A 23,459-nucleotide genomic window follows, 5' to 3' on the forward strand; every position below is an offset into this window, starting at 1 on the left:
CGTTGAACTTTTGCTGAATAAATCCGCTTAAGATGGTAATCTTAGGCGGATTTTTCTTTGGCTGGATTTTAGGTTTTTAGGTGAATAATATGCAAAGTCAAACCACGATTGCCGCAATTGCAACGCCACCCGGGCGTGGTGGTGTGGGCGTGATTCGCCTATCGGGACCTAAGGCTTATGAAATTGCTCAAAACCTGACACAAAAAAACTTGCCTGAAGCACGTATGGCGGGGTTCCGTAAGTTTTATGATGCTGATGGAAGCATTATGGATGAAGGGATTGTTTTATGTTTTCTAAATCCTCATTCGTTTACAGGTGAAGATGTTGTAGAGCTACAAGGGCATGGCGGTCCAGTCATTCAGAATGCCTTACTTGGTCGTCTATTTGAGCTTGGTGCAATCGCTGCAAAAGCTGGTGAATTTTCCATGCGAGCTTTTGAAAATGGCAAGATGGACTTGGTTCAAGCAGAAGCCATTGCCGATTTGATTGATGCAACATCGCAAGCTGCTGCACGTTCTGCTGTTCGCTCTTTACAAGGCGCTTTTTCGACCAAAATTAATACCGTTTTAGAAAAACTAATCCATTTACGCTTACATGTGGAAGCCGCAATTGATTTTCCTGAAGAAGAAATCGATTTCTTGGCAGATGGCAAAATTTTAGCTTTACTTGAAGATGTTCAGCAGTCGGTACATGCCGTTCAAACATCTGCACGACAAGGTCAATTATTACGTGAAGGTTTACAAGTCGTTATTGCCGGTAAACCAAATGCGGGTAAATCGAGCTTGTTGAATGCGCTTGCTGGTGTTGAGCGTGCAATTGTTACCGATATTGCTGGTACAACTCGTGATGTTTTGCATGAAAAAATTAGCTTAAATGGCCTACCAATCACCTTAACAGACACTGCGGGCCTTCGTGAAACGGGTGATATCGTTGAAAAAGAAGGGATTCGCAGAGCAATTAAAGAAATTGAACAAGCTGATTTGTTATTGCTGGTTTATGACCTAAATCAAGGTGATGATCCATTAAAACTCGCTCAAGAATATTTTGCTGAACATATTGAGCCGCGTCGTTTAATGTTAATTGGTAATAAATGCGATTTAACTGGTCAATTAGCTGAAATAAGTGATTTTCAAGGATTCCGTCATATTACCGTTTCTGCAAAACAAGAGATGGGTGTTCAAGGCCTCGTAGAGGCGATTACAGCGCATGCGGGCTTTCACCCTGAGGAAGACACCTTTATTGCGAGAACGCGTCATTTAGACGCAATGAAGCGCACACAGCTCTATCTATCAGAGGCACATGAGCAACTTGTTGTATTTAATGCAGGTGAACTCGTTGCTGAATCATTACGTCTTGCTCAGAATGCTTTAGGTGAAATTACCGGTGACTTTAGCGCCGATGACCTGTTAGGCAAAATCTTTGGTTCATTTTGTATTGGAAAATAATTAAAAAATTCTGAATGATGCAGATGGCTGTGTCATTCAGTAACCTCGTTAACCGTATCTTTTTAGAACCTTTAAAAACTCATCTAATTCATTCTGATCAACTTGTGCTTCTTTGAGCACATGGTGATGTAAATGCTGTTCCATCAATTCACTCATCAAACCGTTTATCGCACCTTTAATTGCGGCAACTTGTTGCAGTATTTCTATGCATGAAAGATCCGACTGTTCAACGGCATGCTCGATACTGTTAATTTGTCCTTTTAGTCGTTTTACACGATTAAGTATTTTTTTATCCTGACCAATGTGACTCATCTGTGTTCTCTTGTATAATTCAATATACTGGTAGGGAGTATATTGGGTTTAAATTTTATGCAGGATCATAGTGTATCACGTCATCATCAACATCAGTTTGATGAAGGAAATCCACTTGCACAAAAACGTATTTTGATTGCAACCATTTTAACGGCGTCCATGATGGTGTTAGAAGTATTTGGTGGGTGGTTCTTTAACTCAATGGCATTATTAGCTGATGGTTGGCATATGAGTTCGCACATGTTGGCACTCGGTTTAGCCTACTTTGCCTATCGTGCGGCCCGTCATTATTCCAAAGATCACCGTTTTAGCTTTGGAACCTGGAAAATCGAGATTTTAGCGGGTTATAGCAGCGCAATTTTGCTTATGGTTGTGGCTATTTTTATGGCATTTCAGTCGGTTCAGCGTTTATTTAATCCGGTTGAGATTTTTTATAATGAAGCTATTCCAATTGCAATTTTAGGTTTAGTAATTAACTTGATTTGTGCGTGGTTACTTCATGATGATGGTCACCATCACCATCACCATCACCATCACCATCACCATCACCATCACCATCACCATCACCATCACCATCACGAGCATGGGGATCACCACCACGATTTAAACCAAAAAGCTGCATTTTTACATGTGGTTGCAGATGCTGTGACCTCCGTTTTTGCAATTATTGCGCTTTGTGCGGGTAAATATTTTGGCTGGGATTTTTTAGATGCACTTTTAGGAATTTTAGGTGCTATTTTGGTTGCAAAATGGTCTCTTGGGTTAATCAAAGAGACAGGAAAAACCCTTCTGGATGCAGAAATGGATCATCCTGTGGTTGAAGAAATTCGTGAAGTGATTGCTGAATTTCCTAAACACATCGAAATTACAGATATTCATGTCTGGAAAGTCGCAAAAGGCAAGTTTTCTTGTATTTTGGCGCTCGAAACTGATGATATTTCCTTAACAGCAGACCAGATCCGTCATGCTTTATCGATTCATCATGAAATCGTCCATATTTCGGTAGAAATTAACGATTTAAAACCTGCTTATGTTCCACGTGAAACATTGGCATAACTGAGTGGGAGTTTGGTTATAACTCGGTAATCAGTTCTGTTTTAATCATCTGAACTGATTAAAATAAACTTCTCTCTTACCTATGAGTTGGTTTTATGCTTAAAAAATTAGGAATATTGGCATTATTTAGCTTAACGGCGAGTTTGAGTTTCGCTAATGTGGACTCGGTCAGAGAAAATATTAAAAAACAATATCCTAATTTAAAAATTAGCAATATTCAGAAAACCGAAATGCCTGGGCTATATAGCGCTAATCTGGATCAACAAATCATCTATGTGGGCGAAGATGGTCAGCATATGTTTGTTGGTTCTATGATTCGGTTAAAAGATCAGAAGAATTTGACTAAAGATCTAGTTCTAGGACAGAACTCAATTGACTGGAATCAACTTCCTTTAAAAGATGCGATTAAAACGGTTAAAGGTAATGGGCAGCATGTTTTAGCAGTATTTTCTGATCCAAACTGTCCTTATTGTAAACAGCTTGAACCTGAACTCGATAAGCTGAAAGATGCGACAATTTATACGTTTATTTATCCTTTAAAACCGCAGTCTATTGTGGTTTCTAGACAAGTATGGTGTGCACCGAATCAATCCTATTCATGGAAAAAACTGATTCAGCAAGGGGTTAAACCCACAGTTGCGAGCTGTGCTAATCCAATTGACCGTAATTTAGAGCTTGGAAAGAGATTAGGTTTTAATGGCACCCCTACCCTAATTTTTGCAAATGGTTTTAAACTGGTTGGAGCGCGCTCAGCAGAAGAAATTCAAGCTGTTTGGAAAGAGTTAGGTTTATAAAACAAATTAAAAAAAGCACCATTCGGTGCTTTTTTTATTGCCTGAAAGTAATTAACTTTTTCGTGCAATCAAGTTGTAAAGAAAGAGAATAATCACAGCACCAATAACGGATGCGATAAATCCAGCAACTGAATTTTCTCCGTAAAGCCCCAGTAATCGTCCGCCATAGGTAGCTAAAAGTGAACCTGCAATACCGATGAGGGTTGTTACGATAAAACCTGCTTTATCATCGCCAGGATGTAAGGCACGAGCGATTAAACCAGCAAAGAAACCAACCACAATAGCAACAATAAGTGACCACATATTTGTTCTCCAGTTGTTTTTTTGGTGAAGTTAATGATTTTGCTTCATATTCTATCGTGCGGTAGAGCTGTCTATTTTGTCTGTAGCAGATTGCGACTTTTTGTGTCTTTTTTGTTCAAAACTAAACCGTTATATAAAAAAATAGCACTTTTCAGTGCTATTTTTTTGAAATTTATAAACCAATTTCACCAATAAATGGTAAGTGGCGATATTTTTGGTCGTAGTCTAAGCCGTAACCAACAATAAACTTATCTTCAACTTCAAAACCTAAAAATTTAACTTCAAGATCAATTTCACGGCGAGATGGTTTACTCACCAATGTGCATAATTGAATTGAATTTGGATCTCGAGTTTGCAACATTTCCATAACTTTGCTTAAGGTATTACCTGAGTCGATAATATCTTCAACTACCAACACATCTTTACCGCGAATTTCACCATCAAGATCTTTTAAGATTTTAACATCTCGACTTGACGTTGTACCACCGCCGTAGCTAGACACTGTCATAAAGTCGAGTTCATGCGGTTTGGTAATCGTGCGGCATAAGTCTGCCATGAAAATAACAGAACCACGCAGTAGCCCAATCAGGACCAACTCTTTGTCACTATTTGCATAGTGAGCGTTAATTTGCTCGCCGAGCTCTTTGACTTTTGCTTGAATTTCTTCGGTTGAAATCATGATGCTCATTGCAACAGTCATGTCAGATTCCTACAAGATATAAAAGAAAAAATAAAAAAGGTGTTGACCTGCAACACCTCTAAAATCTGAGTTAATGGTAAAATTTTAAAGCAAAATGACTCTTCATGCACCCTTTGATAAGCTAGAAATTTTATCATTTTGAGCAATATGTCGATCACGCTTTAATGCTAGTGCGCATATTCCAAATAATAACAAAAACTTAACAGCACGATTTTGTTTAGGCTGTTTCTTTTTGATAAGCACGTTTTCCATAAATATAAGTCGCCTCAATATTTCGGTCATCACCTAACGTGAATAATGCAAACAGGGAATCTTCAACAGACTTGGATTTCGACTGGCGAAGTTGCTGTAATGCTGTTGGCTTAAGATTCAAGACAACAAAATCTGCTTCTTTACCGATGTTGAAGTTTCCTAGTTGATCTTGCAGGTCAAGCGCTTTTGCTCCACCTAAAGTTGCATGATAGAGCGCTTCATAAGCTGAAAGTTTATCGCCTTGTAATTGCTGAACCTTATAGGCCTCGTTAACTGTTTGCAGCAAACTAAATGATGTACCAGCACCGATATCTGTACCCAAGCCCACTTTCACTTGTTTTTCCCACGTTTTTTTCAATGGAAATAAACCACTACCTAAGAACAGGTTTGACGTTGGACAAAATGCGATAGCCGATTGTGTATCATGCATACATTGCCATTCTTCGTCTTCTAGGTGAACGCAATGAGCAAACACGGAGCGCTTACCAGTCAGGCCATAATGTTGATAAACATCTAAGTAACCAGTCTGTTCTGGAAATAAAGATTTTACCCAAGCAATTTCATCTTTGTTTTCGCTTAAATGTGTATGTACATAAACATCAGGAAATTCTTGCTTTAACTGCCCTGCTCTTTCTAATTGCTCAGGTGTAGAGGTTGGCGCAAAACGTGGCGTAATGGCATACAGCGCACGGCCCTTGCCATGCCATTTTTCAATGAGTGCTTTTGTGTCGCTGTAAGCCGTTTCTGGCGTGTCACACAGCGCTTCAGGTGCATGACGGTCCATGAGAACCTTACCGGCAATTAAACGCATCTGAACGTGTTCCGCGGCTTCAAATAAAGCATCAACAGACTCAGGGTGAACTGTACAGAAAACGAGAGCGGTGGTTGTACCGTGTTTTAAGAGTTCTTGAACAAAGAACTGGGCAATTTCACTTGCATATGCTTTGTCTTGAAACTGGATTTCAGTTGGAAATGTATAGGTATTGAGCCAGCTTAAAAGTTGTTCGCCGTATGCTCCAACCATTTCGGTTTGCGGGAAGTGGATATGGGTATCAATAAAGCCGGGTACAATCAATTGTTCTGGGTAATGTTGAACTTCAACCCCAGCAGGAAGATGCTGTTGAGCTTCATCCCATGCACCAAACCATTTGATTTTCCCATGTTCACTAATCAATACACCATCTTCCAAATAACGTACTTGATTTGGAATATCAGTTGGCTCAGAGACAGTTTGCTGAATATCTAAAAAACGACCACGCACAACGGTGGTATTTGCGATCAATGACATGGAAAGCCTTTATATTTTCACTTTTTTCGATTGATTGTACCCCAGTTAACCAAGATTTAAACGGTATAACGTTTACTTAGTCCCCATTCAGCCAAGATCCGACGATAAGTCGTTGATGAACGGTCAGCTTCAAAATGAGCTTCCATCATTAAATCTAGCGGCAATTCTTCTGGCTTTTGTGATTCGACCATGTCTTGGTCTTCAGCAAAAATTTGAGCATTAAATGCATATACGTTTTCTAAATCGCCTGTTTGATCAAAGTTACGTGTTAATGGAACAAATAAACGAGTTTTATTACTTGAGATAGGACAACAGGCGTTCAAAATTTTTAAAACACCGCCTTCTGGAAAATTGACCGTAAGCACGGCTGAAAAAGGTGGATAGACATCAAAGGTGCGCTTCCACAAAAAGCCTTCTGGTTCGAGATGTTTTAATTCATGCGGATAGTTACTAACATTACTGATATAGACCGTTTTTAAGCCGTAGTTGATACGTTCAGTATGATATTTAGGGACGATGGGATTATCGCGATTTGCAAAGGCATTGTGATGTACCCATGCAAAATGAGCGACATCGATAAAACCTTCAAGTTGACGTCCGCTAGAACCGCCAATATCGACAAAAGGTGGCAAAATCGCTTGATGCTCTGTCTGGTCCCAAGTATCTAATACTGGAATATTGGCTTGAGCAACATCACGACCATGAATACTGGTCCAAATGAGGCCATAACGTTGAACAACTGGAAATTTGGTCAGAGAAAAACGATCAGAGATCTTGGTTAGTTCGGGTTGAGCTGGTATTTGGGTACATTTCCCTTCGGTGTTATAGCGTAGACCATGATAAGGACAAACAATTTCCTCACCTTCTACCCATCCTTTGGTTAAAGGCACACCACGATGGGGGCAAATGTCTCGGACCAGATGAATTTCACCACTGTCTGTTTTATACAGTGCCATATTCACGTCTAATAGTGTCACTCGCTGGGGTGCAGTAGAGACATCTTGAATACGAGCAACCGGATACCAGTGAGTAGATAAAATTTCCCAATCTTTTGCATCAAAACTGCTGTTACATGGCATAGCAAGTGGCGTTAAAGTTGGGATAGCATTCATGGCATTACTCCTTAAAAAAATTAGGGCTCTCACGAGCCCTTAAAATCTAGGCTTTTTTCTTTTTAGGAGATGCAAAGAGCTTGCCAATATTGATTTTTAATTAAAGAAATAAGAATAAAAGTATTAAATTACATAAGATTAAGTCATTATATTTTTGAATTTTTGTTCTAATTTCGCTTTAGAGACTATAGTTCATTATTCGCTATGCACTTAGAATGCACTAATTGACTGCGTTACGGGCATAATAAAAAAGCACTTTTAAAGTGCTTTTTTATGCATATCTAGGCGTTTATTACTCAACAAAATAATGTGCTGCAAAGTGAGCATCATTACCGATAATGTCGTAGCAATCTTCACGAATGGACATACCTGCGCATTGATGACCGACCATCCATAATCCGAGTGTAGGTAGTTGTCCTGAAAATAATGGGGTGTTTACCCATTTTTGTATGACATACCCATATTTGTCATAGTCATCAAAATAAAAGCTACCAGAAGCCGCGCCTTGGTCATGACCATCTTGTAAAACCCGAATATTAGCCCCTTCCCTTGCCAAAATCGGTTTCTTCACCCATTTGCCAGCCAATGTTTGCTGTGGGTCATAAGTATGAGTTTCGACCAATAAAGGATGGTTTGGATAACGTTTCCAAAGCTCAACCAGAATTGCTTTATTTGAAAGTAACATTTTCCAACAAGGTTCAATCCACTGGGTTTGTGGGTGGATATATTGAGAAAATGCTTCTTCCCAGATCCATTCCCATGGATAGAGCTTGAACAGGTTTTGAATGGGGCGATTATTAAGATCAACAAAATCTTGTCCGTTCCAACCTATGTTTTCCATAGAAAGCTCGGAAACTTGTAGATGAGCTTGGTAGGCTGTATCCATCAAATACTCTAAATTGCCCCAATCTTCTCGTCCCGCTTCCTGACAGGCAGCAAAATGCACATGACTACCGCGCGGTAAAATCGTCTTCCAGCGTTTAATCAGGTCTTCATGAATGCTATTGAACTGGTCTCGGTTCGGAATGCCTGAGACTTGTTCTATCCACAGCCACTGCGCTACAGATGCTTCTAGTAAGCCGGTAGGTGTATCGGCATTGTATTCCAGCATTTTGATATTCCGCCCATCGTAGGCGAAATCAAAGCGACCATAGAGCATTGGTGCATTTTGTTTCCATGAGCTTTCAATATGGCTTAGGGCTGCTTCTGGAATTTGAAAATAAGCAGGATAGTCACCCCGTTGAATGAGTTCTCCTACAACAGATAAACACATTTGATGCAGTTCATTTGCTGCGTCTTCAAGTTGTTCAATCTGCTTAAGGGTAAACTCGTAAGCAATCCCTTCAGACCAGTAAATTGAGCCGTCGAGAGAAGGTAAATTAAAATAATCAAAACCAATATTTTGATGCTCCACTTGCCAGTCTGGGCGTGGAGTAAAAATTTTTCTTTTCATCTTATGTTAATCCTGAATGGCTTAGCCGCCGAAAGAAAAACCGCTACGGCCAAAACCACCTCGAATTGGCGATGAAAAAGACGAGCTTTTCGCCGTGGTTGAAATGATGGGGCGGCCAGCACTTAAATTGCTATAAGGATGTAAAGTATTGCCGCGAAAAGAAACTTCTCGGTTATTTCGATAATACGCAGGTCCTAAATAATGGCCTGAACCAGAACTATGTCCACTTGAGTTATTTTCTTCTTCACAAGTTTCAGTATTCCAGTCGCGAGCACAGTCATATTGGTTGTTATATACATCTTGTACTAAAGGACCATCATTATGACTACATGCCGTGAGTAATAAAGGCACCACGACAAGATTAATTTTTTTAGAACGCATGAGCTCCCACACATTTTAATAAGTATGTTCGACATACAATGTCGAATAGATATTGTCTATTATGTTTCTGATTAGGAAAGATAAATTTTAAGTTGGCATATAATATTAATCTGTTTTTTTAAAGTACAGTCTATTTTGAAAATTTAAAGCACAAGGCATCTCGCTTGTAGATGCCTTGTTGTGATGAATTAAGACTGTAACTGCTTTTTGTTGTGTCGTAAGGATAGATAAGCAGTGATTGCTAACACTATTACGATAAAGCTTAACGAGATCCAGATTGGCATGTGGAATACATCAAGCAACAACATTTTTGCACCAATGAACAATAAGATAATGCCTAAGCCGTATGGTAAGTAATGCAATTTAGTCGCAGCGCCAGCAAGCAAGAAGAACATTGCGCGTAAACCTAAAATTGCCATTAAGTTCGCTGTTAAAACAATAAATGGATCGCTAGTTACCGCGAAAATAGCAGGAATAGAATCTACCGCGAAAATCACGTCTGAAGCTTCAACCAAAATCAAAACTAGAAATAACGGCGTCGCCCACAATAAACCATTTTGATGTACAAAGAATTTGTCACCTTCAAGCTGCGGAGTAATACGCATGTGCTTACGTAGCCATTTTAAAACTTTGATATCTTCAATATTAGTTTCTTCTTCTTGGCCTTTTAAGAACTTAAAGCCTGTGTATACCAAGAATGCACCGAAGATATAAAGCACCCAAGAGAATTCTTGAACAAACCATGCACCAATAAAAATAAAGAGAGTACGCAGTACGATTGCGCCTAATACGCCGTAGAGAAGGATTTTACGTTGTAGTGCAGCTGGAATAGCAAACGCTGCGAAAATCATTAACCAGACGAAAACGTTGTCAATTGCGAGCGACTTTTCAAGCAAGTAACCAGCAAAGTATTCCATGGTTTTTTGATTTGCTAAGGTCACCCCAACAGTTTGCTGTAGATATAGCCATAAACCACCACCAAATAACGCTGCAACACTCACCCACGCCACGCTCCAGTAAGCAGCTTGCTTAATTGAAACATCTTGACCTTGCTTTTGCTTAAAGCCTAAAAAGTCTATCAGGAGCATGACAATGACAATGCCAAAGAATGCTACATACAGCCATAAATTGCCGATCGATTCCATAAAACCTCCACATCCGGCAATTGGGCATAAAAAAACCTTGACCCGTTGCCAGATGAATTAAACATCTGTACCAACATGATCAAGGTCTTGCCTACATCATGAATTTCATGATGCTCAGATACCGACTTTTTAATAAAAGTGTATTGACGATATCTGACACATAACATTGCTGTTATGTTTGGAGGAGGCTACTCCCCTTGTCAAACTAAATTCTGTTTTGGATAAAACATATCCAACTACGCATAGAATGGCAGATTTTTTAGTATTACGCAACTGAACTTAATTTCGTGGTTTTTAACACTAAAAGGATCTAGAAGTTATTTAATTAAACCTCGATCTAAAAGCGGTTTGCATATAATTTGGTAAAGGTGAATAAAGAATGCTGTTAAATGCATGCCATAAGCATTCCAGAAGTAATATCCGGCTGTATTTACCAATAGTGCTACGATGAAAGCGCCCAACATATCTAAAGGGAAATGCACACCAAGATAAATACGCGACCATGCTACGACAAATGACAAGAATAGAAGAATTATTCCAATCAGTTTGCGCTGAGCAAATAAATAAGACAGAGCGATGGTGCTAAAAATCAGCATATGATTACTTGGAAAAGATGCCGTTGGTGCATGTTCGATAAAAGTAGTACCAACACCCATCACAAACGGTCTTGCGTGATGGTAAAACAGAGAAATAACATAACCTACTAAAAGCGACACGCAGGTCAAAAAGACAGATTTAACAACCCTATTTTTTAAATCTTGGTCGCCATAGAACCATAAAAATGTAAGGGTGAATAAAAGAATATAGAGGAGATCATTAGCAAAAAAGATAGCAAGACGAATGATAAATTGACTCGCATCCTGAGCCCCATTAATAACATGGAATAAGCTAAGGTTGAGTGTTTCTAAAGACATTCATATTCCAAACGAGAACAAAAACGTGAGCTATGATAAAGAATTAAGCTTAATGTCTTGATAAAGAATTGTCACAAAAATGAAATATAGTTTGTTTGTGAGTAAAGATTAAACAGCTTAGAACGATAATTTTTAATGCGTGATCTAAGCGTTGATATTAAAGTGCTAACGTGTTGGCATTTTATTCGAGAACGTTATTTTATGACTACTCAAGAAAAACAGAAAAAATTAAGTTTGAGGCCTTTATCTCCAAGAGATCCAAAACAGCCGCATAGAGCAGCGACTCCCCTCGAATTATTGTTCGATTTAATTTTTGTGGTCGCGATTGCAACAGCAGGTCAGCAGTTACACCACGCCATTATTGAAAATCATCTATGGCATGCGTTACCAAGCTACTTGATGGTATTTTTTGCGCTGTGGTGGGCATGGATGAATTTTTCATGGTTTGCTTCAGCTTACGATAACGACGATGCGTTGTATCGATGCCTCACCTTTGTACAAATTGTGGGTTCGTTGGTGATGGCAGCAGGCATTCCCGATGTATTTCATAGTCAGGATTTTGACGTAATGATCATCGGTTATGTCATCATGCGAATGGCGTTAGTGACCCAGTGGTTGCGTGCAGCAAAATATGATCCTGCTCGACGTATTACGGCTTATCGCTATGCAATAGGGATTGTACTGGTACAGATTGGTTGGTTGGCTGCCAATTTTACCCATGTAATTTCGGCCCCTTTATTTTTATTTTTAGCTGCTATGGAGCTATTTGTTCCCTACTATGCAGAAAAATATTCACCTACGCCGTGGCATCCACATCATATTGTAGAGCGTTATGCCCTGCTTACGATTATTGTGTTGGGTGAATCAATTATTGGTAGCTTTAATGCGATCCGCGATGCGTTGACTGCTCAATCTATTAATATTCCTGCTGTTTTCTTAATGATCGGTGGATTGATGCTTATGTTCGCGATGTGGTGGGCTTATTTTGACCGTAGTGAACAGCATCACCATTTGAAAGGTGTGCGCCCGTTTGTATGGGGCTATGGTCATTACTTTGTTTTTGTGAGTATTGCTACGGTGGGCGCTGCGCTTGCTGCTGCTGTGGATGTCACTACTCATCATGCCCATATTTCCGATTTATATATGGGAATAGTCGTTGCGGTGAGTGTAGTGCTCTATACCACCTGTATTTGGCTACTATACGAATTTGAATGTTTAGCAGGAATCAGCAAATGGTTTTACCCTATTACGGCTCTCATCATTTTATGTATTCCGTTTATTTGTAATAACGTGGGATATAGCGTTTTTGCGATGGGTATTGTCTATAGTTTACGTTTAATGGTTTCTAATAAATTTATAGAAAATATAGAGCCAGAGAAGGTTTAAAACGGCTGAATAAAAAAGCGGGTTTCAATTTGAAACCCGCTTTTTTATTGAATAGTTAAAAGCAAAAGTTAAGCAGCTTTTGCTTTTAATGCATTCATTAATTTTTGATGTAATCCACCAAAGCCACCATTAGACATAATCACAACAGCATCGCCCTCACCTGCTTCATTGACAATACGTTCAATAATTTCATCAAGTGAACGGCTAACTTGAGCATGGTTAGACGCAGCTTCAATCACGGGTTGTAAATCCCAATCTAAACCTTCTGGCTGGTACCAGATGACTTCGTCTGCTAAGCGTGCTGAGTGTGCTAAGCCATCTTTATGACTGCCCATACGCATGGTGTTTGAACGTGGTTCGATAATGGCCCATAAACGGCGTTCGCCTAAGCGTTTACGTGCGCCATCTAAAGTCGTGTCAATTGCAGTTGGATGGTGAGCAAAGTCATCATAAACCTCAATGCCATTAACTGTACCGAGTAACTCCATACGGCGTTTTACACCGCCAAAGTTAGACAAAGCTTCACAGGCTTGTTCAAGCGCCACACCCACATGCTGAGCGGCTGCAATCGTTGCCAAAGCATTAGCTACGCTATGTTGGCCTGTCATGCTCCATTTCACTTCGCCAACGATATTGCCATTTTCTAATACTTTAAAATGGCTGCCATCAATTGAAATGAGTTCGGCAGACAAAGCCGCTTTTTCATTCGCTTCTAGACTTGTACGAATGACTGGCGTCCAGCAACCCATTTCAAGTACTTCATCAATATGAGTTTCAGTAATTGGCGCAATAATACGGCCTTCACTTGGAATGGTGCGAACAAGATGATGGAATTGCTTTTGAATAGCCGCTAAGTCATCAAAAATATCGGCATGGTCGAATTCAAGGTTGTTTAAAATCGCCGTTTTTGGGTGATAGTGAACAAACTTAGAGCGCTTATCAAAGAAAGCTGAGTCATATTCATCGGCTTCAACGCAGAAGTATTTGCCGCCACCTAAACGAGCGCTTTCACTAAAACCAAGTGGAACACCACCAATTAAAAAGCCTGGGTTTAAACCCGCCTGATCAAGTACCCAAGCCAGCATGGTTGTAGTCGTGGTTTTACCGTGAGTACCAGCTACACCAAGTACATGTTTACCTTGTAAAACATGGTCAGCAAGGAACTGTGGACCAGAAATATATGGTAGACCTTCGTTAAGCATATATTCCACAGCATCAATACCACGTTTCATGGCATTTCCGACAATGACTAAATCTGGATGAGGCTGCAAATGACTACGATCATAGCCTTGCATGAGGGTAATACCTGCGTTTTCTAACTGGGTAGACATTGGCGGGTAAACGTTTGAATCAGAACCGGTTACCTTATGCCCTAAATCACGAGCTAAAAGTGCTAAAGAGCCCATAAAAGTGCCACAAATACCCAAGATATGCAGATGCATTGCTCGCCTTCTCCACTGCTTCTATACACAGCACGTCAAGTGTCTGCGCGTTCATTATTGATAAATTTGGCAGCAACGATAGCAAGGCTAAACGGGAAAAGATAGTCAAAAATCGTTGTTGTTCTATGTGTTTGAGGCCCTTATAAAAGTACAGCTTTATTTTTTGTATTTAAGCTGAATTACAGTTTTATCTTTTATAATGTTTTGTATCTTTAATAATACTTAAATCATCGTGATGATGAGGGATGTGCCTTTGAGCCCAACGGTTTTAGCTTTTACGCTATTAATTATTTCTAACTGTTTTATGACACTTGCATGGTATGGGCACCTCAAATTTTTGCACCATGCTCCACTCTGGCAAGCGATTTTATTCGGTTGGATTATTGCCTTGCTTGAATACAGTTTTATGATTCCTGCTACTCGTATGCTGAGTGCTCAAGGCTGGTTACTCGGTGAAATGAAGATCACGCAGGAAGTGGTTACGCTGATTGTGTTTGTACCGTTTATGATTTTCTTGTTTAAACAGCCATTTAAACTAGATTACTTGTGGGCGATGTTATGTCTATTTGGTTGTGTTTATTTCGTATTTAGAAGCCAATAATTTGCAATCGCTTGTATTGAATAATTGATTCTATACAAGCGATTACTTTTCCAAATACCTGATTATCTTGCAGGGTGTTTACACGCTTTTTTTAGAATTTTAGAAAATTATTGATCTCTTGGTGTTGGGTCTTCATAGTCAAAAGCATTGAGTTGATTAAGCGCGCTATATTAATAAAATTTGAGAATGTGTCACTGTTAAACCATGACATTTTTTTATGAGATTAAAAATATTCGCAGAGCTGGTCAGTTAAATTTTCGTGAGATGAAAAATCAGTCTATAATAATGGGCTTCCGAACCATTTAAAACTTGGCTCTCGTCGAGATTTATCTTCTTTTACTTTTGTCTCTGGAACATTAGCAATGAATGCGGCCGCAGCACAAGACGCTCAACCTCTCGTTGGAATTATTATGGGTTCTCAATCTGATTGGGCAACTCTCGAAAACACAGCCAATATGCTTAAACAGCTTGGTGTCCCATTTGAAGCGGAAGTGGTATCTGCTCATCGTACTCCAGATCGTTTATTTGAATATGCAGAAACTGCGCGTGATCGTGGTATTCAAGTGATTATTGCTGGTGCAGGCGGTGCAGCGCATTTACCTGGAATGTGTGCCGCAAAAACTGATTTACCAGTTTTGGGTGTGCCAGTTAAATCATCAATTTTAAATGGCGTAGATTCTTTGCTTTCAATCGTACAAATGCCAGCTGGTATCGCAGTTGGTACTTTAGCGATTGGTCCAGCAGGCGCGACGAATGCTGCAATTATGGCGGCACAAATCTTAGGTTTAACTCGTCCTGAAATCGCAAAAAATGTCGCTGATTTCCGCGCTGCGCAAACTGATAAAGTTGCAAGCAAAAATATTCCGGGTCAGGTGTAAGAGGCTGAGATGGATAAAACTATCGGTATTTTTGGTGGTGGGCAACTGGGGCGAATGATGGCTCAAGCGGCGTTACCATTAAATATTCAGTGTACTTTTTTTGAAGCAAATACAGATTGTCCAGCAGGTGTTTTAGGCCAAGTCTTTTCTAGTCAAGATGAGCAAGGTTTAAAGCAGTTTATTGAAAGTGCTGATGTTTTCAGTCTTGAGTTTGAAAATACACCAGTTGAAGATGTTGATATTTTAACACAAACCAAAGCATTGCACCCTCCCCGTGTTGCTTTAGCGACTGCGCAAAATCGCTTGTCAGAAAAAGCATTGTTTGATGAACTTTCTATTCCTGTTGCGCCGTATCGTGCTGTAGATAGTCTAGAAAGCTTGAAAAAGGCTGTTGCTGAGCTTGGTTTGCCGATTGTGCTTAAGACAGCAACTGGCGGATATGACGGTAAAGGTCAGTTTGTACTTCGTTCAGAAGACCAGATTGACACCGCGTGGGCTGAACTTGGTCCTGCAAAAAGTCTAGTTGCCGAAAGCTTTGTTAAATTCTCTCGCGAAGTTTCAATTATTGCGGTGCGCGGCCAAAATGGTGAAGTAAAAACTTGGCCATTGGCTGAAAATCACCACCATAATGGTATTTTATCGCATTCAATTGTTCCAGCACCGAATAGTGAAGCTTTACAGCCTGTTGCTCAAGACTATATTACACGGTTGTTGAATCACCTCAACTATGTTGGTGTGTTGACTCTAGAGCTGTTTGTGACAGAACAAGGTTTGTGTGCAAATGAGATGGCACCACGTGTGCATAACTCAGGTCACTGGTCAATTGAAGGCGCTGTCTGTTCTCAGTTTGAAAACCATATTCGAGCTGTTGCAGGTCTTCCATTAGGTTCAACAGATGTTGTTCGTCCAACGGTCATGATCAATATTATTGGTCAGCATCCTAAAACTGAAGATGTACTTGCCTTAAATGGTGCTCATCTACATCTTTATAACAAGTCAGAACGTGCTGGTCGTAAGTTAGGCCATATCACTTTAATGCCTGTGGATAGTAATGAATTGACGACGTTATGCCGTCAATTGGCGAAAATTTTGCCAGAACCACTCGCTCTAACAGAAGATATGACCCTCTAAATACTTTTGATTTTGCAAAAAAGCGATCTTCGGATCGCTTTTTTTATCTTTTAAATTTAAAAAATAATAAATCATAAGTATTTGGGGTTTGTGGATAACTTTTTATGTGAATTTTTGAATTTAAATATGATGCTAACTTTTAAATTCAAAAATTGAATCGGATACAAATAGGTGGTTTTGAATTTAAAGTTAGTTATCCACAAGAGAGTTTGATTTATAACAGATGGTGGCGGCTATATTTTTTGAATTCAAAACTAATGGTGTTTATTGAGGTGTTTTAAATTCAAAATAACGTGGCAAGTTTGAATTTAAAACATGGGTCAATTTTTGAATTTAAAAATACAGATTGTTCGGTTGATTGGATTTACCGTGTCATAAAGAATGATGAAATATAGAAAAGAATCAATAAATAGTACTGTTTTTGCTTGGTTGTGGATAAGTTTATCCACAGAAACACTTGTTGTATAGTTTAAATTTAAAATAAGGTTTTTGAATTTAAGCTATACGCTATTATTTTGAATTCAAAACTGGTGATGCACACTGGGCGAAGTTTTAAATTCAAAATAAAGTGGAAAATTTGAATTTAAAACACGGGAAATGAATTTAAAGAAGAGATTATGAATTCAAATTTACGTTTTCTCTCTGAAATTTTAGACTCATAATGGTATGGTACTTAAAAATTTAAATTCAAAAATTGAAACTGGGATAATATGCGACGTTTTTCTTGTATTGTTGGCTCTGTATTTTTAGCAATGACTCAGGCTCAAGCAGAGCTCGTAATTAATGGTTCTACAATATCTAGCAGTGCCACTGTTCCGGCAGTGACTAACGAAAATTATACGCCTAATAATAATTTCCAAAGTTGTTTGGCAAATTTACGCTCTCAAGCGGTTGCTGCTGGAGTCTCTGGTACAACCTATGATCGTTATACTCAAAACTTAACTCCAGATTATTCGGTTATTGATAAATTAAATTATCAACCAGAATTTTCGACGCCTATTTGGGATTATCTTTCTGGTTTAGTCGATGAAGAGCGTGTTGAGCTTGGAAAACAAAAGTTGGCGCAATATCGGGATGTTTTAAATCGTGCTTCTCAAACTTACGGCGTGCCACCAGAAACAATTGTGGCAGTGTGGGGTGTTGAAAGTAATTTTGGTGATATTTCTGGAAAATATCCTTTACTACAAGCACTCGGAACTTTAAGTTGTGAAGGTCGCCGACAAAGTTATTTCCGTACTGAATTTTTTGCCACCATGCGTATTTTACAGCGTGGTGACTTAACTGAAGATCAACTGAAAGGTTCATGGGCTGGGGCATTTGGACATACGCAATTTATGCCATCGACCTATGAACGTTTAGCTGTTGATTTTGATGGAGATGGTCGTCGCGATTTGGTGTCTAGTACAGTTGATGCATTGGCTTCAACGGCTAATTTCTTAAATAAAGCGGGTTGGCAAGCAGGAATGCCATGGGGTTTTGAAGTAAAAGTTCCCCAAGGTATGTCAATTGATGGAGAAGGGCGACGCTCAAAGAAAGCTTTGAGTAGCTGGAGTGCGCGAGGCGTTACTCGGATTGATGGTTCTCCACTTGTTCAAGGGGCTTTATCTAGCAGTACTTCGGCAGGTTTAATGGCACCGGCAGGCGTAAATGGTCCAGTATTCTTAGTATTTAAGAATTTTGATGCTATCTATAGTTATAACGCTGCGGAAAGTTATGGTCTTGCAATTGCTCATCTATCTGATCGTTTAAAAGGCGCTCGTCCTTTTGCGACATCTTGGCCAACTGATGATCCAGGAACTTCACGTGCAGAACGTCGTGAAATCCAACAGTTTTTGATTAATCGCGGCTACGATATTGGTGCGGTTGATGGTCTTATTGGGGATAAAACCCGTGTGGCTATTCGTCAAGAGCAAACTCGTTTAGGTTTAAATCCAAGCGGACGAGCAGGGCAACAAATCTTACGCGCATTCCGTCAAGAACAAGCCCAAAAAATGATGCAATAAACTGAAAATAATAAAAAGGTCTGTACATGCAGACCTTTTTTATAAGTACTTGTATAAGATTGCTAATCTAATTTAACCGCTTCCAATATATCAAAAATAACTGAAGTGACATCTTGGCTTAAATCTCGATCATTAAAGATTTCATACGCAGTGATCGTAACATCTGTATCACTTGGTAATTGCTTTTGTTCTTCTTCAATTAAATGTTCAATCGGTAGCAGAGTCTGTTTCACCTCAAGATGCAAAATATCTTTGTATTCAATATTTTCATCTTCAAGCTCGATTTCATGCTCATTGAAAAAGGGGATTAGAATAGAATGAAGATACGGTTTGATTTCAATAATATCAAACAGTTCAATATCGCGTGTTTGTTCAATTGTGCTGATATGATCATTTACTTCAATCAGGATATGATAGTAACTCATCTTGATCTCCATTCTATTTTCGTTAGCTCTTATGACCACAATAACATGACTTTGATATGAATTTCGATGTATCTATCTAGAAATAGATACATCATTTTATATCAAGTTCTTAATTATTGAGGTAAAGCACTCAATAGATCACGATCAGCATCGGTAAGGCCAGTGATTTTTTTGTCACCATCTTTACGAACTGAGTACATCAATGCATTTGGTTGATCACTGTGTTTTAAACCAAGCGCATGTCCTAACTCATGAGCAATCGTTAAACGTAAATCATCAATAGACTTAAACTCATAAATCACGATTTGTTTGCCGTTGTAGATACCTTTTTTAAAGACATCCGCTTGAGCATTTTGCTTAAATTCGTTTAATGATTCATTAAACTTATTATTAATCTGATTAAAGTGAGTAACTTTGACATTTAAATCTTTAGCTTGCTCATTATATGCAGCAATTTCTTTCTTTAAAGCAACGGTTTGCTTTTGCAAATCTTTCTGGATTTTAGCCAAAGATTTAGCACTGTATTCAGGTGCTAATTTGCCTTGGTTAAGTTGCATCATTTGCTGGTCTAGATTTTTCAATTTTCCATTCAAAATCTGCTTTTTATTTTCAAGGTCAGATTGAGTTTGACCCAGAGTTTGCTTTAATTGCTTAATTTGTTGCTGTTCATCAATTACACGTTGCTGTTCTTGCTGGAACTGAGCTGCAATTTTTTGACGCTGTTCAGAACGACTTTGACCATTATCGTAAACTAGGCGAATTTCTAACTTTGCATTTGGATCATAAGTAAAATAATCCTGCCCAGTACCTTGTTTCCAAATATCCGCAGCTTGTTGGCTAATCTGAATCAATTGATCTTGGCTCAAACCAAAACGTGGGTCAATTTCAGCAATTTTATAAGTCAGGTGCTGACCCGCTTTTTGCTGAATTTGAGTATGAGCTGGAGTGGCAAGATTAGCATTAGCCTGAAAATTAGAAAAAGCAAAGGCTACGCCTAGTAACAAAGATGTTAAACGCATAATAGGAGAGGGGGAGATTTTAAAAAAAACGTATTATAAGAATATAAAATGAAAAATCAATCAAAAAATGTACAATTCAAATAAATAAATGCGACTTTAGTCTCATTAGTTTTTACCAAATGCAAAATTATTTATTTAGATTAAATTCATTGTATTTGGTTTTGTTTAGTTTTTTTAATTATTTAACTTTAATGATTTTCCTTAGTTGAACTATAAATTGAGCCTAATAACTCTAAATCTGAATCTGTTAATTTGAAATTATGAATATCTTGCTCTTTTAAACGGGGGTACATTAAAGATTTGGGATCAGTGGTATGTTTGAGTCCTAAAGCATGACCAAACTCATGAGCAAGGGTCAAACGTAAATCATTTAAAGAAGCATAACTGTAAATTTGAATTTGGTTTTGACTGAATAAGCCTTTATGAAAGGGCTGAATACTGGCTTTTTGTTCTAGCTTAAATTGCGTCATTAACGTTGTTAAATCGCTTTGCTCTTGATTTAGTTCTTTAATTTTTTTGTTAAGCAGTTGAATTCTAAAATTTAAATTATTTGATTCATTTTGCAAATTTCCAGATATTTGTTGTAGTTGGTTTTGCCGTTCTTTTAACTCATCGGCACGATAGTATTGATGTTCTCCTTGATTAAAGCGTGTTACGTCTCGTTGATATTCTTCAAATTCAGTTTTTAGGCTGCTCTTTTTTTTGTTTAAATCAGTTGATAGTTGTTCAACTTCTTTTTTATTTAAAACAATTTCTTCATTTTTAATACGCCATTGTTCCTGCTTTTGCAAAAGAGTATTCAAACTGTTTTGCTGCTCATTTTTAATTATTTGATGATCATCATAAATTAGGTTAATTGATAACTGGGCTTCTGAATCATAAGTAAAATAGGTTTTTCCCGTCTCTTTCTGCCAGATTTCAGCGGCTTGCTGGCTAACCTCCATAAATTGTTCTTTAGTGAGTTGAAACCGAGGGTCAATAAAAGCAATTTGATACTTTAAAGGTTGATGAGATGAACCAATTGATAGATTGCTTTGAGCAAACAGCATTGTTTGTAAGCCTATGCATAAACACAAGCTAATTCCCCACCATAGAAATTTTTTCATGGCAAAATAAAAAATATAAATAAATCTTATTGTTAGCTACTTAATCAACTTCGTCAAAATGATAAAAAATGCAAGAGAGTAGTCGGTGTTTGTGATCTTGGTAGAAAAATTTAAAAAGATGTTTTTAGACTTGGCAATAATGGAATAATTAATGTAATAAGTAACAATGTATTTTTCTTTATAAAATCTTTTTTATAATTAATAGATTAGTTTTTATCATTGATCTTTTTGACATCAATTAATTAAAAAACTCCCTTAAAAAATCATTGTTATTTTTTGTAACTAATAAAAAACCGCGCCTAAGCGCGGTTTTTATTAAAGAAACAAATTATTTTTTGTCATCTTTAACTTCAGTAAACTCTGCATCTACAACCCCATCATCAGCTTTTTGTTGACCTGCATCGCCACCTTGGAATGCATTTGGATCAAAGCCTTCTGCACCACCAGCTTGCTGTGCTTGTTCATAAGCACGTTGAGTGATAGGCATTAAGATGTTTTGTAAAGCTTCAGTTTTTGCCTTGATATCTTCAACATCATTTTCTTTTGTTGCTAATTCAAGTTCAGAAACTGCAGTGCTTACAGCTGTTTTTTCATCTTCAGTAACTTTATCACCAAGATCTTTTACAGCTTTGTTCGAGCTTGAAATTAATGCATCAGCTTCGTTACGAGCTTTTGCAAGTTCTTCAAACTTACGATCTTCTTCAGCATTCGCTTCAGCATCTTTAATCATTGCTTCGATTTCAGCATCAGACAAACCTGAGTTTGCTTTAATCTGGATTGATTGCTCTTTACCAGTACTCTTATCTTTAGCAGATACTTTCAAGATACCATCAGCATTGATGTCGAAAGATACTTCAATTTGTGGCACACCACGTGGAGCAGGTGGAATGTCGCCTAATTGGAAGTTACCCAACAATTTGTTTTGTTGAGCCATCTTACGTTCACCTTGGTAAACAGAAATATCTACAGCAGGCTGGTTGTCAGCAGCAGTAGAGAACACTTGTGATTTCTTCGCAGGAATCGTTGTGTTTTTCTCAATGATTGGTGTTAATACACCACCCATTGTTTCAATACCTAAAGTTAATGGCGTTACGTCTAATAAAAGAACGTCAGTTTTGTCACCAGACAATACCGCACCTTGAATCGCAGCACCAATTGCAACTGCTTCATCAGGGTTCACGTCTTTACGTGGCTCTTTACCAAAGAATTCTTGTACTTTTTGTTGTACAAGTGGCATACGAGACTGACCACCAACCAAAATCACGTCAGAGATGTCAGAAGTCGAAAGACCAGCATCTTTAAGCGCGATACGGCAAGGTTCAATTGTACGAGCAACTAAATCAGCAACTAAACCTTCAAGTTTTGCACGAGTTACATTGATCACTAAATGTTTAGGACCAGTCGCATCAGCAGTGATGTATGGAAGGTTAATTTCAGTTGCAGTTGATGAAGAAAGCTCAATTTTTGCTTTTTCAGCAGCTTCTTTCAAACGTTGTAACGCAAGTGGGTCATTTTTTAAATTCACCCCTTGTTCTTTCTTAAACTCTTCAACCAAGAATTCAATTAATGCGTTATCAAAGTCTTCACCACCAAGGAAAGTATCACCATTTGTTGATAACACTTCAATTTGTTGGTCGCCATCAAGGTCTGCGATTTCAATGATTGATACGTCAAAAGTACCACCACCTAAGTCGTAAACAGCAATTTTACGATCGCCTTCTTTTTTGTCCATACCGAACGCAAGTGCAGCAGCAGTTGGTTCGTTAATGATACGTTTAACGTCTAAACCAGCGATTTTACCCGCATCTTTAGTTGCTTGACGTTGAGCATCGTTAAAGTAAGCAGGAACAGTAATAACTGCTTCTGTAACTGTTTCACCTAAATAGTCTTCTGCAGTTTTCTTCATCTTTTTCAAGATTTCAGCAGAGACTTGTTGAGGTGCTAATTTTTTATCGTTTACTTCTACCCAAGCATCACCATTGTCAGCTTTGATGATTTTATAAGGTACAAGACCGATGTCTTTTTGTACCGCTTGATCTTCGTAACGACGACCAATTAAACGCTTGATTGCGAATAATGTATTTTTCGGGTTAGTTACTGCCTGACGCTTAGCACTTTGACCCACTAAGATCTCGCCATCTTTATAAGCAATGATCGATGGAGTTGTACGTGTGCCTTCAGCGTTTTCGATTACTTTTACTTTATCGCCTTCAAGTACAGCAACGCATGAGTTGGTAGTACCTAAGTCAATACCAATAATTTTTGCCATGTGACGTTTTCCTCAAAAATTCTTTTGCAATGTTTTTGCTTGTT

The 23,459-nt window shown here is 38.4% G+C and carries 21 protein-coding genes and 1 pseudogene; 8 read left to right on the plus strand and 14 right to left on the minus strand.

Annotated elements, in window-relative coordinates; all coding sequences use genetic code 11:
* Positions 1-89 precede the first annotated feature (89 nt).
* Complete coding sequence (gene mnmE, locus RMB13_RS12470; protein ID WP_311085386.1) at positions 90-1,445, plus strand: tRNA uridine-5-carboxymethylaminomethyl(34) synthesis GTPase MnmE; 1,356 nt, start codon at positions 90-92, stop codon at positions 1,443-1,445.
* A 48-nt stretch (positions 1,446-1,493) separates the two neighbouring features.
* Here the strand turns inward: mnmE and RMB13_RS12475 are convergent, their stop codons facing one another.
* Positions 1,494-1,757, minus strand: coding sequence for a metal/formaldehyde-sensitive transcriptional repressor (locus RMB13_RS12475; RefSeq protein WP_003656024.1), 264 nt, complete (start codon positions 1,755-1,757; stop codon positions 1,494-1,496).
* A gap of 57 nt (positions 1,758-1,814) precedes the next feature.
* Here RMB13_RS12475 and dmeF point away from each other — a divergent pair, with 57 nt between their 5' ends.
* Both dmeF and RMB13_RS12485 read left to right on the plus strand, forming a co-directional pair.
* Complete coding sequence (gene dmeF / locus RMB13_RS12480; RefSeq protein ID WP_311085387.1) at positions 1,815-2,813, plus strand: CDF family Co(II)/Ni(II) efflux transporter DmeF; 999 nt, start codon at positions 1,815-1,817, stop codon at positions 2,811-2,813.
* A 95-nt stretch (positions 2,814-2,908) separates the two neighbouring features.
* Positions 2,909-3,607: a DsbC family protein gene (locus RMB13_RS12485; protein WP_311085388.1), complete on the plus strand. Its 699-nt coding sequence runs from the start codon at positions 2,909-2,911 to the stop codon at positions 3,605-3,607.
* Between the two features lie 51 nt (positions 3,608-3,658).
* Here the strand turns inward: RMB13_RS12485 and RMB13_RS12490 are convergent, their stop codons facing one another.
* The 8 genes from RMB13_RS12490 to RMB13_RS12525 all read right to left on the minus strand — a co-directional run bounded on the left by RMB13_RS12490 (position 3,659) and on the right by RMB13_RS12525 (position 11,155).
* Entirely contained in the window at positions 3,659-3,910 is a 252-nt protein-coding gene (locus tag RMB13_RS12490) for a GlsB/YeaQ/YmgE family stress response membrane protein (protein ID WP_004640258.1), read from the minus strand.
* 172 nt (positions 3,911-4,082) lie between these two features.
* Complete coding sequence (hpt, locus tag RMB13_RS12495; protein WP_004640259.1) at positions 4,083-4,610, minus strand: hypoxanthine phosphoribosyltransferase; 528 nt, start codon at positions 4,608-4,610, stop codon at positions 4,083-4,085.
* Positions 4,611-4,827: 217 nt separating this feature from the next.
* The gene (guaD, locus tag RMB13_RS12500; protein ID WP_045437769.1) at positions 4,828-6,150 is read right to left on the minus strand and encodes a guanine deaminase; all 1,323 of its coding nucleotides are present in this window, start codon (positions 6,148-6,150) and stop codon (positions 4,828-4,830) included.
* Between the two features lie 56 nt (positions 6,151-6,206).
* The gene (locus tag RMB13_RS12505; protein ID WP_311085390.1) at positions 6,207-7,262 is read right to left on the minus strand and encodes an aromatic ring-hydroxylating dioxygenase subunit alpha; all 1,056 of its coding nucleotides are present in this window, start codon (positions 7,260-7,262) and stop codon (positions 6,207-6,209) included.
* A 292-nt stretch (positions 7,263-7,554) separates the two neighbouring features.
* Positions 7,555-8,715 (minus strand): glutathionylspermidine synthase family protein, encoded by a 1,161-nt coding sequence (locus RMB13_RS12510; protein WP_311085391.1) that lies wholly within the window; start codon positions 8,713-8,715, stop codon positions 7,555-7,557.
* A gap of 21 nt (positions 8,716-8,736) precedes the next feature.
* Entirely contained in the window at positions 8,737-9,096 is a 360-nt protein-coding gene (locus tag RMB13_RS12515; protein WP_311085392.1) for a hypothetical protein, read from the minus strand.
* A gap of 188 nt (positions 9,097-9,284) precedes the next feature.
* Positions 9,285-10,241, minus strand: coding sequence for a TerC family protein (locus RMB13_RS12520; protein WP_311085393.1), 957 nt, complete (start codon positions 10,239-10,241; stop codon positions 9,285-9,287).
* A 317-nt stretch (positions 10,242-10,558) separates the two neighbouring features.
* Entirely contained in the window at positions 10,559-11,155 is a 597-nt protein-coding gene (locus tag RMB13_RS12525) for an undecaprenyl-diphosphatase (protein WP_311085394.1), read from the minus strand.
* Between the two features lie 135 nt (positions 11,156-11,290).
* Between RMB13_RS12525 and RMB13_RS12530 the strand changes: the two genes are divergently transcribed.
* Entirely contained in the window at positions 11,291-12,541 is a 1,251-nt protein-coding gene (locus RMB13_RS12530; protein ID WP_311085395.1) for a low temperature requirement protein A, read from the plus strand.
* Positions 12,542-12,609: 68 nt separating this feature from the next.
* Here the strand turns inward: RMB13_RS12530 and mpl are convergent, their stop codons facing one another.
* A complete protein-coding gene (mpl, locus tag RMB13_RS12535) occupies positions 12,610-13,983 on the minus strand; it encodes a UDP-N-acetylmuramate:L-alanyl-gamma-D-glutamyl-meso-diaminopimelate ligase (RefSeq protein ID WP_270903560.1) in 1,374 nt (457 codons plus the stop codon).
* Between the two features lie 238 nt (positions 13,984-14,221).
* Here mpl and RMB13_RS12540 point away from each other — a divergent pair, with 238 nt between their 5' ends.
* The 4 genes from RMB13_RS12540 to RMB13_RS12555 all read left to right on the plus strand — a co-directional run bounded on the left by RMB13_RS12540 (position 14,222) and on the right by RMB13_RS12555 (position 18,596).
* Positions 14,222-14,584 carry a DMT family protein gene (locus RMB13_RS12540; protein WP_080547845.1) on the plus strand — a complete coding sequence of 121 codons (363 nt, stop codon included), beginning with the start codon at positions 14,222-14,224 and terminating at the stop codon, positions 14,582-14,584.
* Between the two features lie 362 nt (positions 14,585-14,946).
* A complete protein-coding gene (purE, locus tag RMB13_RS12545; RefSeq protein ID WP_002115451.1) occupies positions 14,947-15,462 on the plus strand; it encodes a 5-(carboxyamino)imidazole ribonucleotide mutase in 516 nt (171 codons plus the stop codon).
* Positions 15,463-15,471: 9 nt separating this feature from the next.
* Positions 15,472-16,593 carry a 5-(carboxyamino)imidazole ribonucleotide synthase gene (locus tag RMB13_RS12550; RefSeq protein WP_311085396.1) on the plus strand — a complete coding sequence of 374 codons (1,122 nt, stop codon included), beginning with the start codon at positions 15,472-15,474 and terminating at the stop codon, positions 16,591-16,593.
* Positions 16,594-17,303: 710 nt separating this feature from the next.
* Positions 17,304-18,596: a lytic murein transglycosylase gene (locus tag RMB13_RS12555; RefSeq protein WP_311085397.1), complete on the plus strand. Its 1,293-nt coding sequence runs from the start codon at positions 17,304-17,306 to the stop codon at positions 18,594-18,596.
* A 62-nt stretch (positions 18,597-18,658) separates the two neighbouring features.
* Here RMB13_RS12555 and RMB13_RS12560 read toward each other — a convergent pair whose 3' ends face one another.
* The 4 genes and pseudogenes from RMB13_RS12560 to dnaK form a co-directional block, all read right to left on the minus strand.
* Positions 18,659-19,033, minus strand: a complete 375-nt coding sequence (locus RMB13_RS12560) for a hypothetical protein (protein WP_003656007.1) — start codon at positions 19,031-19,033, stop codon at positions 18,659-18,661.
* 101 nt (positions 19,034-19,134) lie between these two features.
* Positions 19,135-20,116 (minus strand): annotated as a pseudogene (locus RMB13_RS12565) (M57 family metalloprotease).
* 112 nt (positions 20,117-20,228) lie between these two features.
* Complete coding sequence (locus RMB13_RS12570) at positions 20,229-21,146, minus strand: matrixin family metalloprotease (RefSeq protein WP_311085398.1); 918 nt, start codon at positions 21,144-21,146, stop codon at positions 20,229-20,231.
* A gap of 328 nt (positions 21,147-21,474) precedes the next feature.
* Complete coding sequence (dnaK, locus tag RMB13_RS12575; RefSeq protein ID WP_017391196.1) at positions 21,475-23,415, minus strand: molecular chaperone DnaK; 1,941 nt, start codon at positions 23,413-23,415, stop codon at positions 21,475-21,477.
* Between the last annotated feature and the right edge of the window lie 44 nt (positions 23,416-23,459).

The sequence above is a fragment of the Acinetobacter sp. V102_4 genome (assembly GCF_031799005.1).
Taxonomy (GTDB): domain Bacteria; phylum Pseudomonadota; class Gammaproteobacteria; order Pseudomonadales; family Moraxellaceae; genus Acinetobacter; species Acinetobacter calcoaceticus.

Excerpts from the sequence above, each read along its gene's own strand:
- mnmE (WP_311085386.1), top strand. The coding sequence starts at position 90 with ATGCAAAGTCAAACCACGATTGCCGCAATTGCAACGCCACCCGGGCGT.
- RMB13_RS12475 (WP_003656024.1), bottom strand. The coding sequence starts at position 1,757 with ATGAGTCACATTGGTCAGGATAAAAAAATACTTAATCGTGTAAAACGA.
- dmeF (WP_311085387.1), top strand. The coding sequence starts at position 1,815 with ATGCAGGATCATAGTGTATCACGTCATCATCAACATCAGTTTGATGAA.
- RMB13_RS12485 (WP_311085388.1), top strand. The coding sequence starts at position 2,909 with ATGCTTAAAAAATTAGGAATATTGGCATTATTTAGCTTAACGGCGAGT.
- RMB13_RS12490 (WP_004640258.1), bottom strand. The coding sequence starts at position 3,910 with ATGTGGTCACTTATTGTTGCTATTGTGGTTGGTTTCTTTGCTGGTTTA.
- hpt (WP_004640259.1), bottom strand. The coding sequence starts at position 4,610 with ATGACTGTTGCAATGAGCATCATGATTTCAACCGAAGAAATTCAAGCA.
- guaD (WP_045437769.1), bottom strand. The coding sequence starts at position 6,150 with ATGTCATTGATCGCAAATACCACCGTTGTGCGTGGTCGTTTTTTAGAT.
- RMB13_RS12505 (WP_311085390.1), bottom strand. The coding sequence starts at position 7,262 with ATGAATGCTATCCCAACTTTAACGCCACTTGCTATGCCATGTAACAGC.
- RMB13_RS12510 (WP_311085391.1), bottom strand. The coding sequence starts at position 8,715 with ATGAAAAGAAAAATTTTTACTCCACGCCCAGACTGGCAAGTGGAGCAT.
- RMB13_RS12515 (WP_311085392.1), bottom strand. The coding sequence starts at position 9,096 with ATGCGTTCTAAAAAAATTAATCTTGTCGTGGTGCCTTTATTACTCACG.
- RMB13_RS12520 (WP_311085393.1), bottom strand. The coding sequence starts at position 10,241 with ATGGAATCGATCGGCAATTTATGGCTGTATGTAGCATTCTTTGGCATT.
- RMB13_RS12525 (WP_311085394.1), bottom strand. The coding sequence starts at position 11,155 with ATGTCTTTAGAAACACTCAACCTTAGCTTATTCCATGTTATTAATGGG.
- RMB13_RS12530 (WP_311085395.1), top strand. The coding sequence starts at position 11,291 with ATGCGTGATCTAAGCGTTGATATTAAAGTGCTAACGTGTTGGCATTTT.
- mpl (WP_270903560.1), bottom strand. The coding sequence starts at position 13,983 with ATGCATCTGCATATCTTGGGTATTTGTGGCACTTTTATGGGCTCTTTA.
- RMB13_RS12540 (WP_080547845.1), top strand. The coding sequence starts at position 14,222 with ATGAGGGATGTGCCTTTGAGCCCAACGGTTTTAGCTTTTACGCTATTA.
- purE (WP_002115451.1), top strand. The coding sequence starts at position 14,947 with ATGAATGCGGCCGCAGCACAAGACGCTCAACCTCTCGTTGGAATTATT.
- RMB13_RS12550 (WP_311085396.1), top strand. The coding sequence starts at position 15,472 with ATGGATAAAACTATCGGTATTTTTGGTGGTGGGCAACTGGGGCGAATG.
- RMB13_RS12555 (WP_311085397.1), top strand. The coding sequence starts at position 17,304 with ATGCGACGTTTTTCTTGTATTGTTGGCTCTGTATTTTTAGCAATGACT.
- RMB13_RS12560 (WP_003656007.1), bottom strand. The coding sequence starts at position 19,033 with ATGGAGATCAAGATGAGTTACTATCATATCCTGATTGAAGTAAATGAT.
- RMB13_RS12570 (WP_311085398.1), bottom strand. The coding sequence starts at position 21,146 with ATGAAAAAATTTCTATGGTGGGGAATTAGCTTGTGTTTATGCATAGGC.
- dnaK (WP_017391196.1), bottom strand. The coding sequence starts at position 23,415 with ATGGCAAAAATTATTGGTATTGACTTAGGTACTACCAACTCATGCGTT.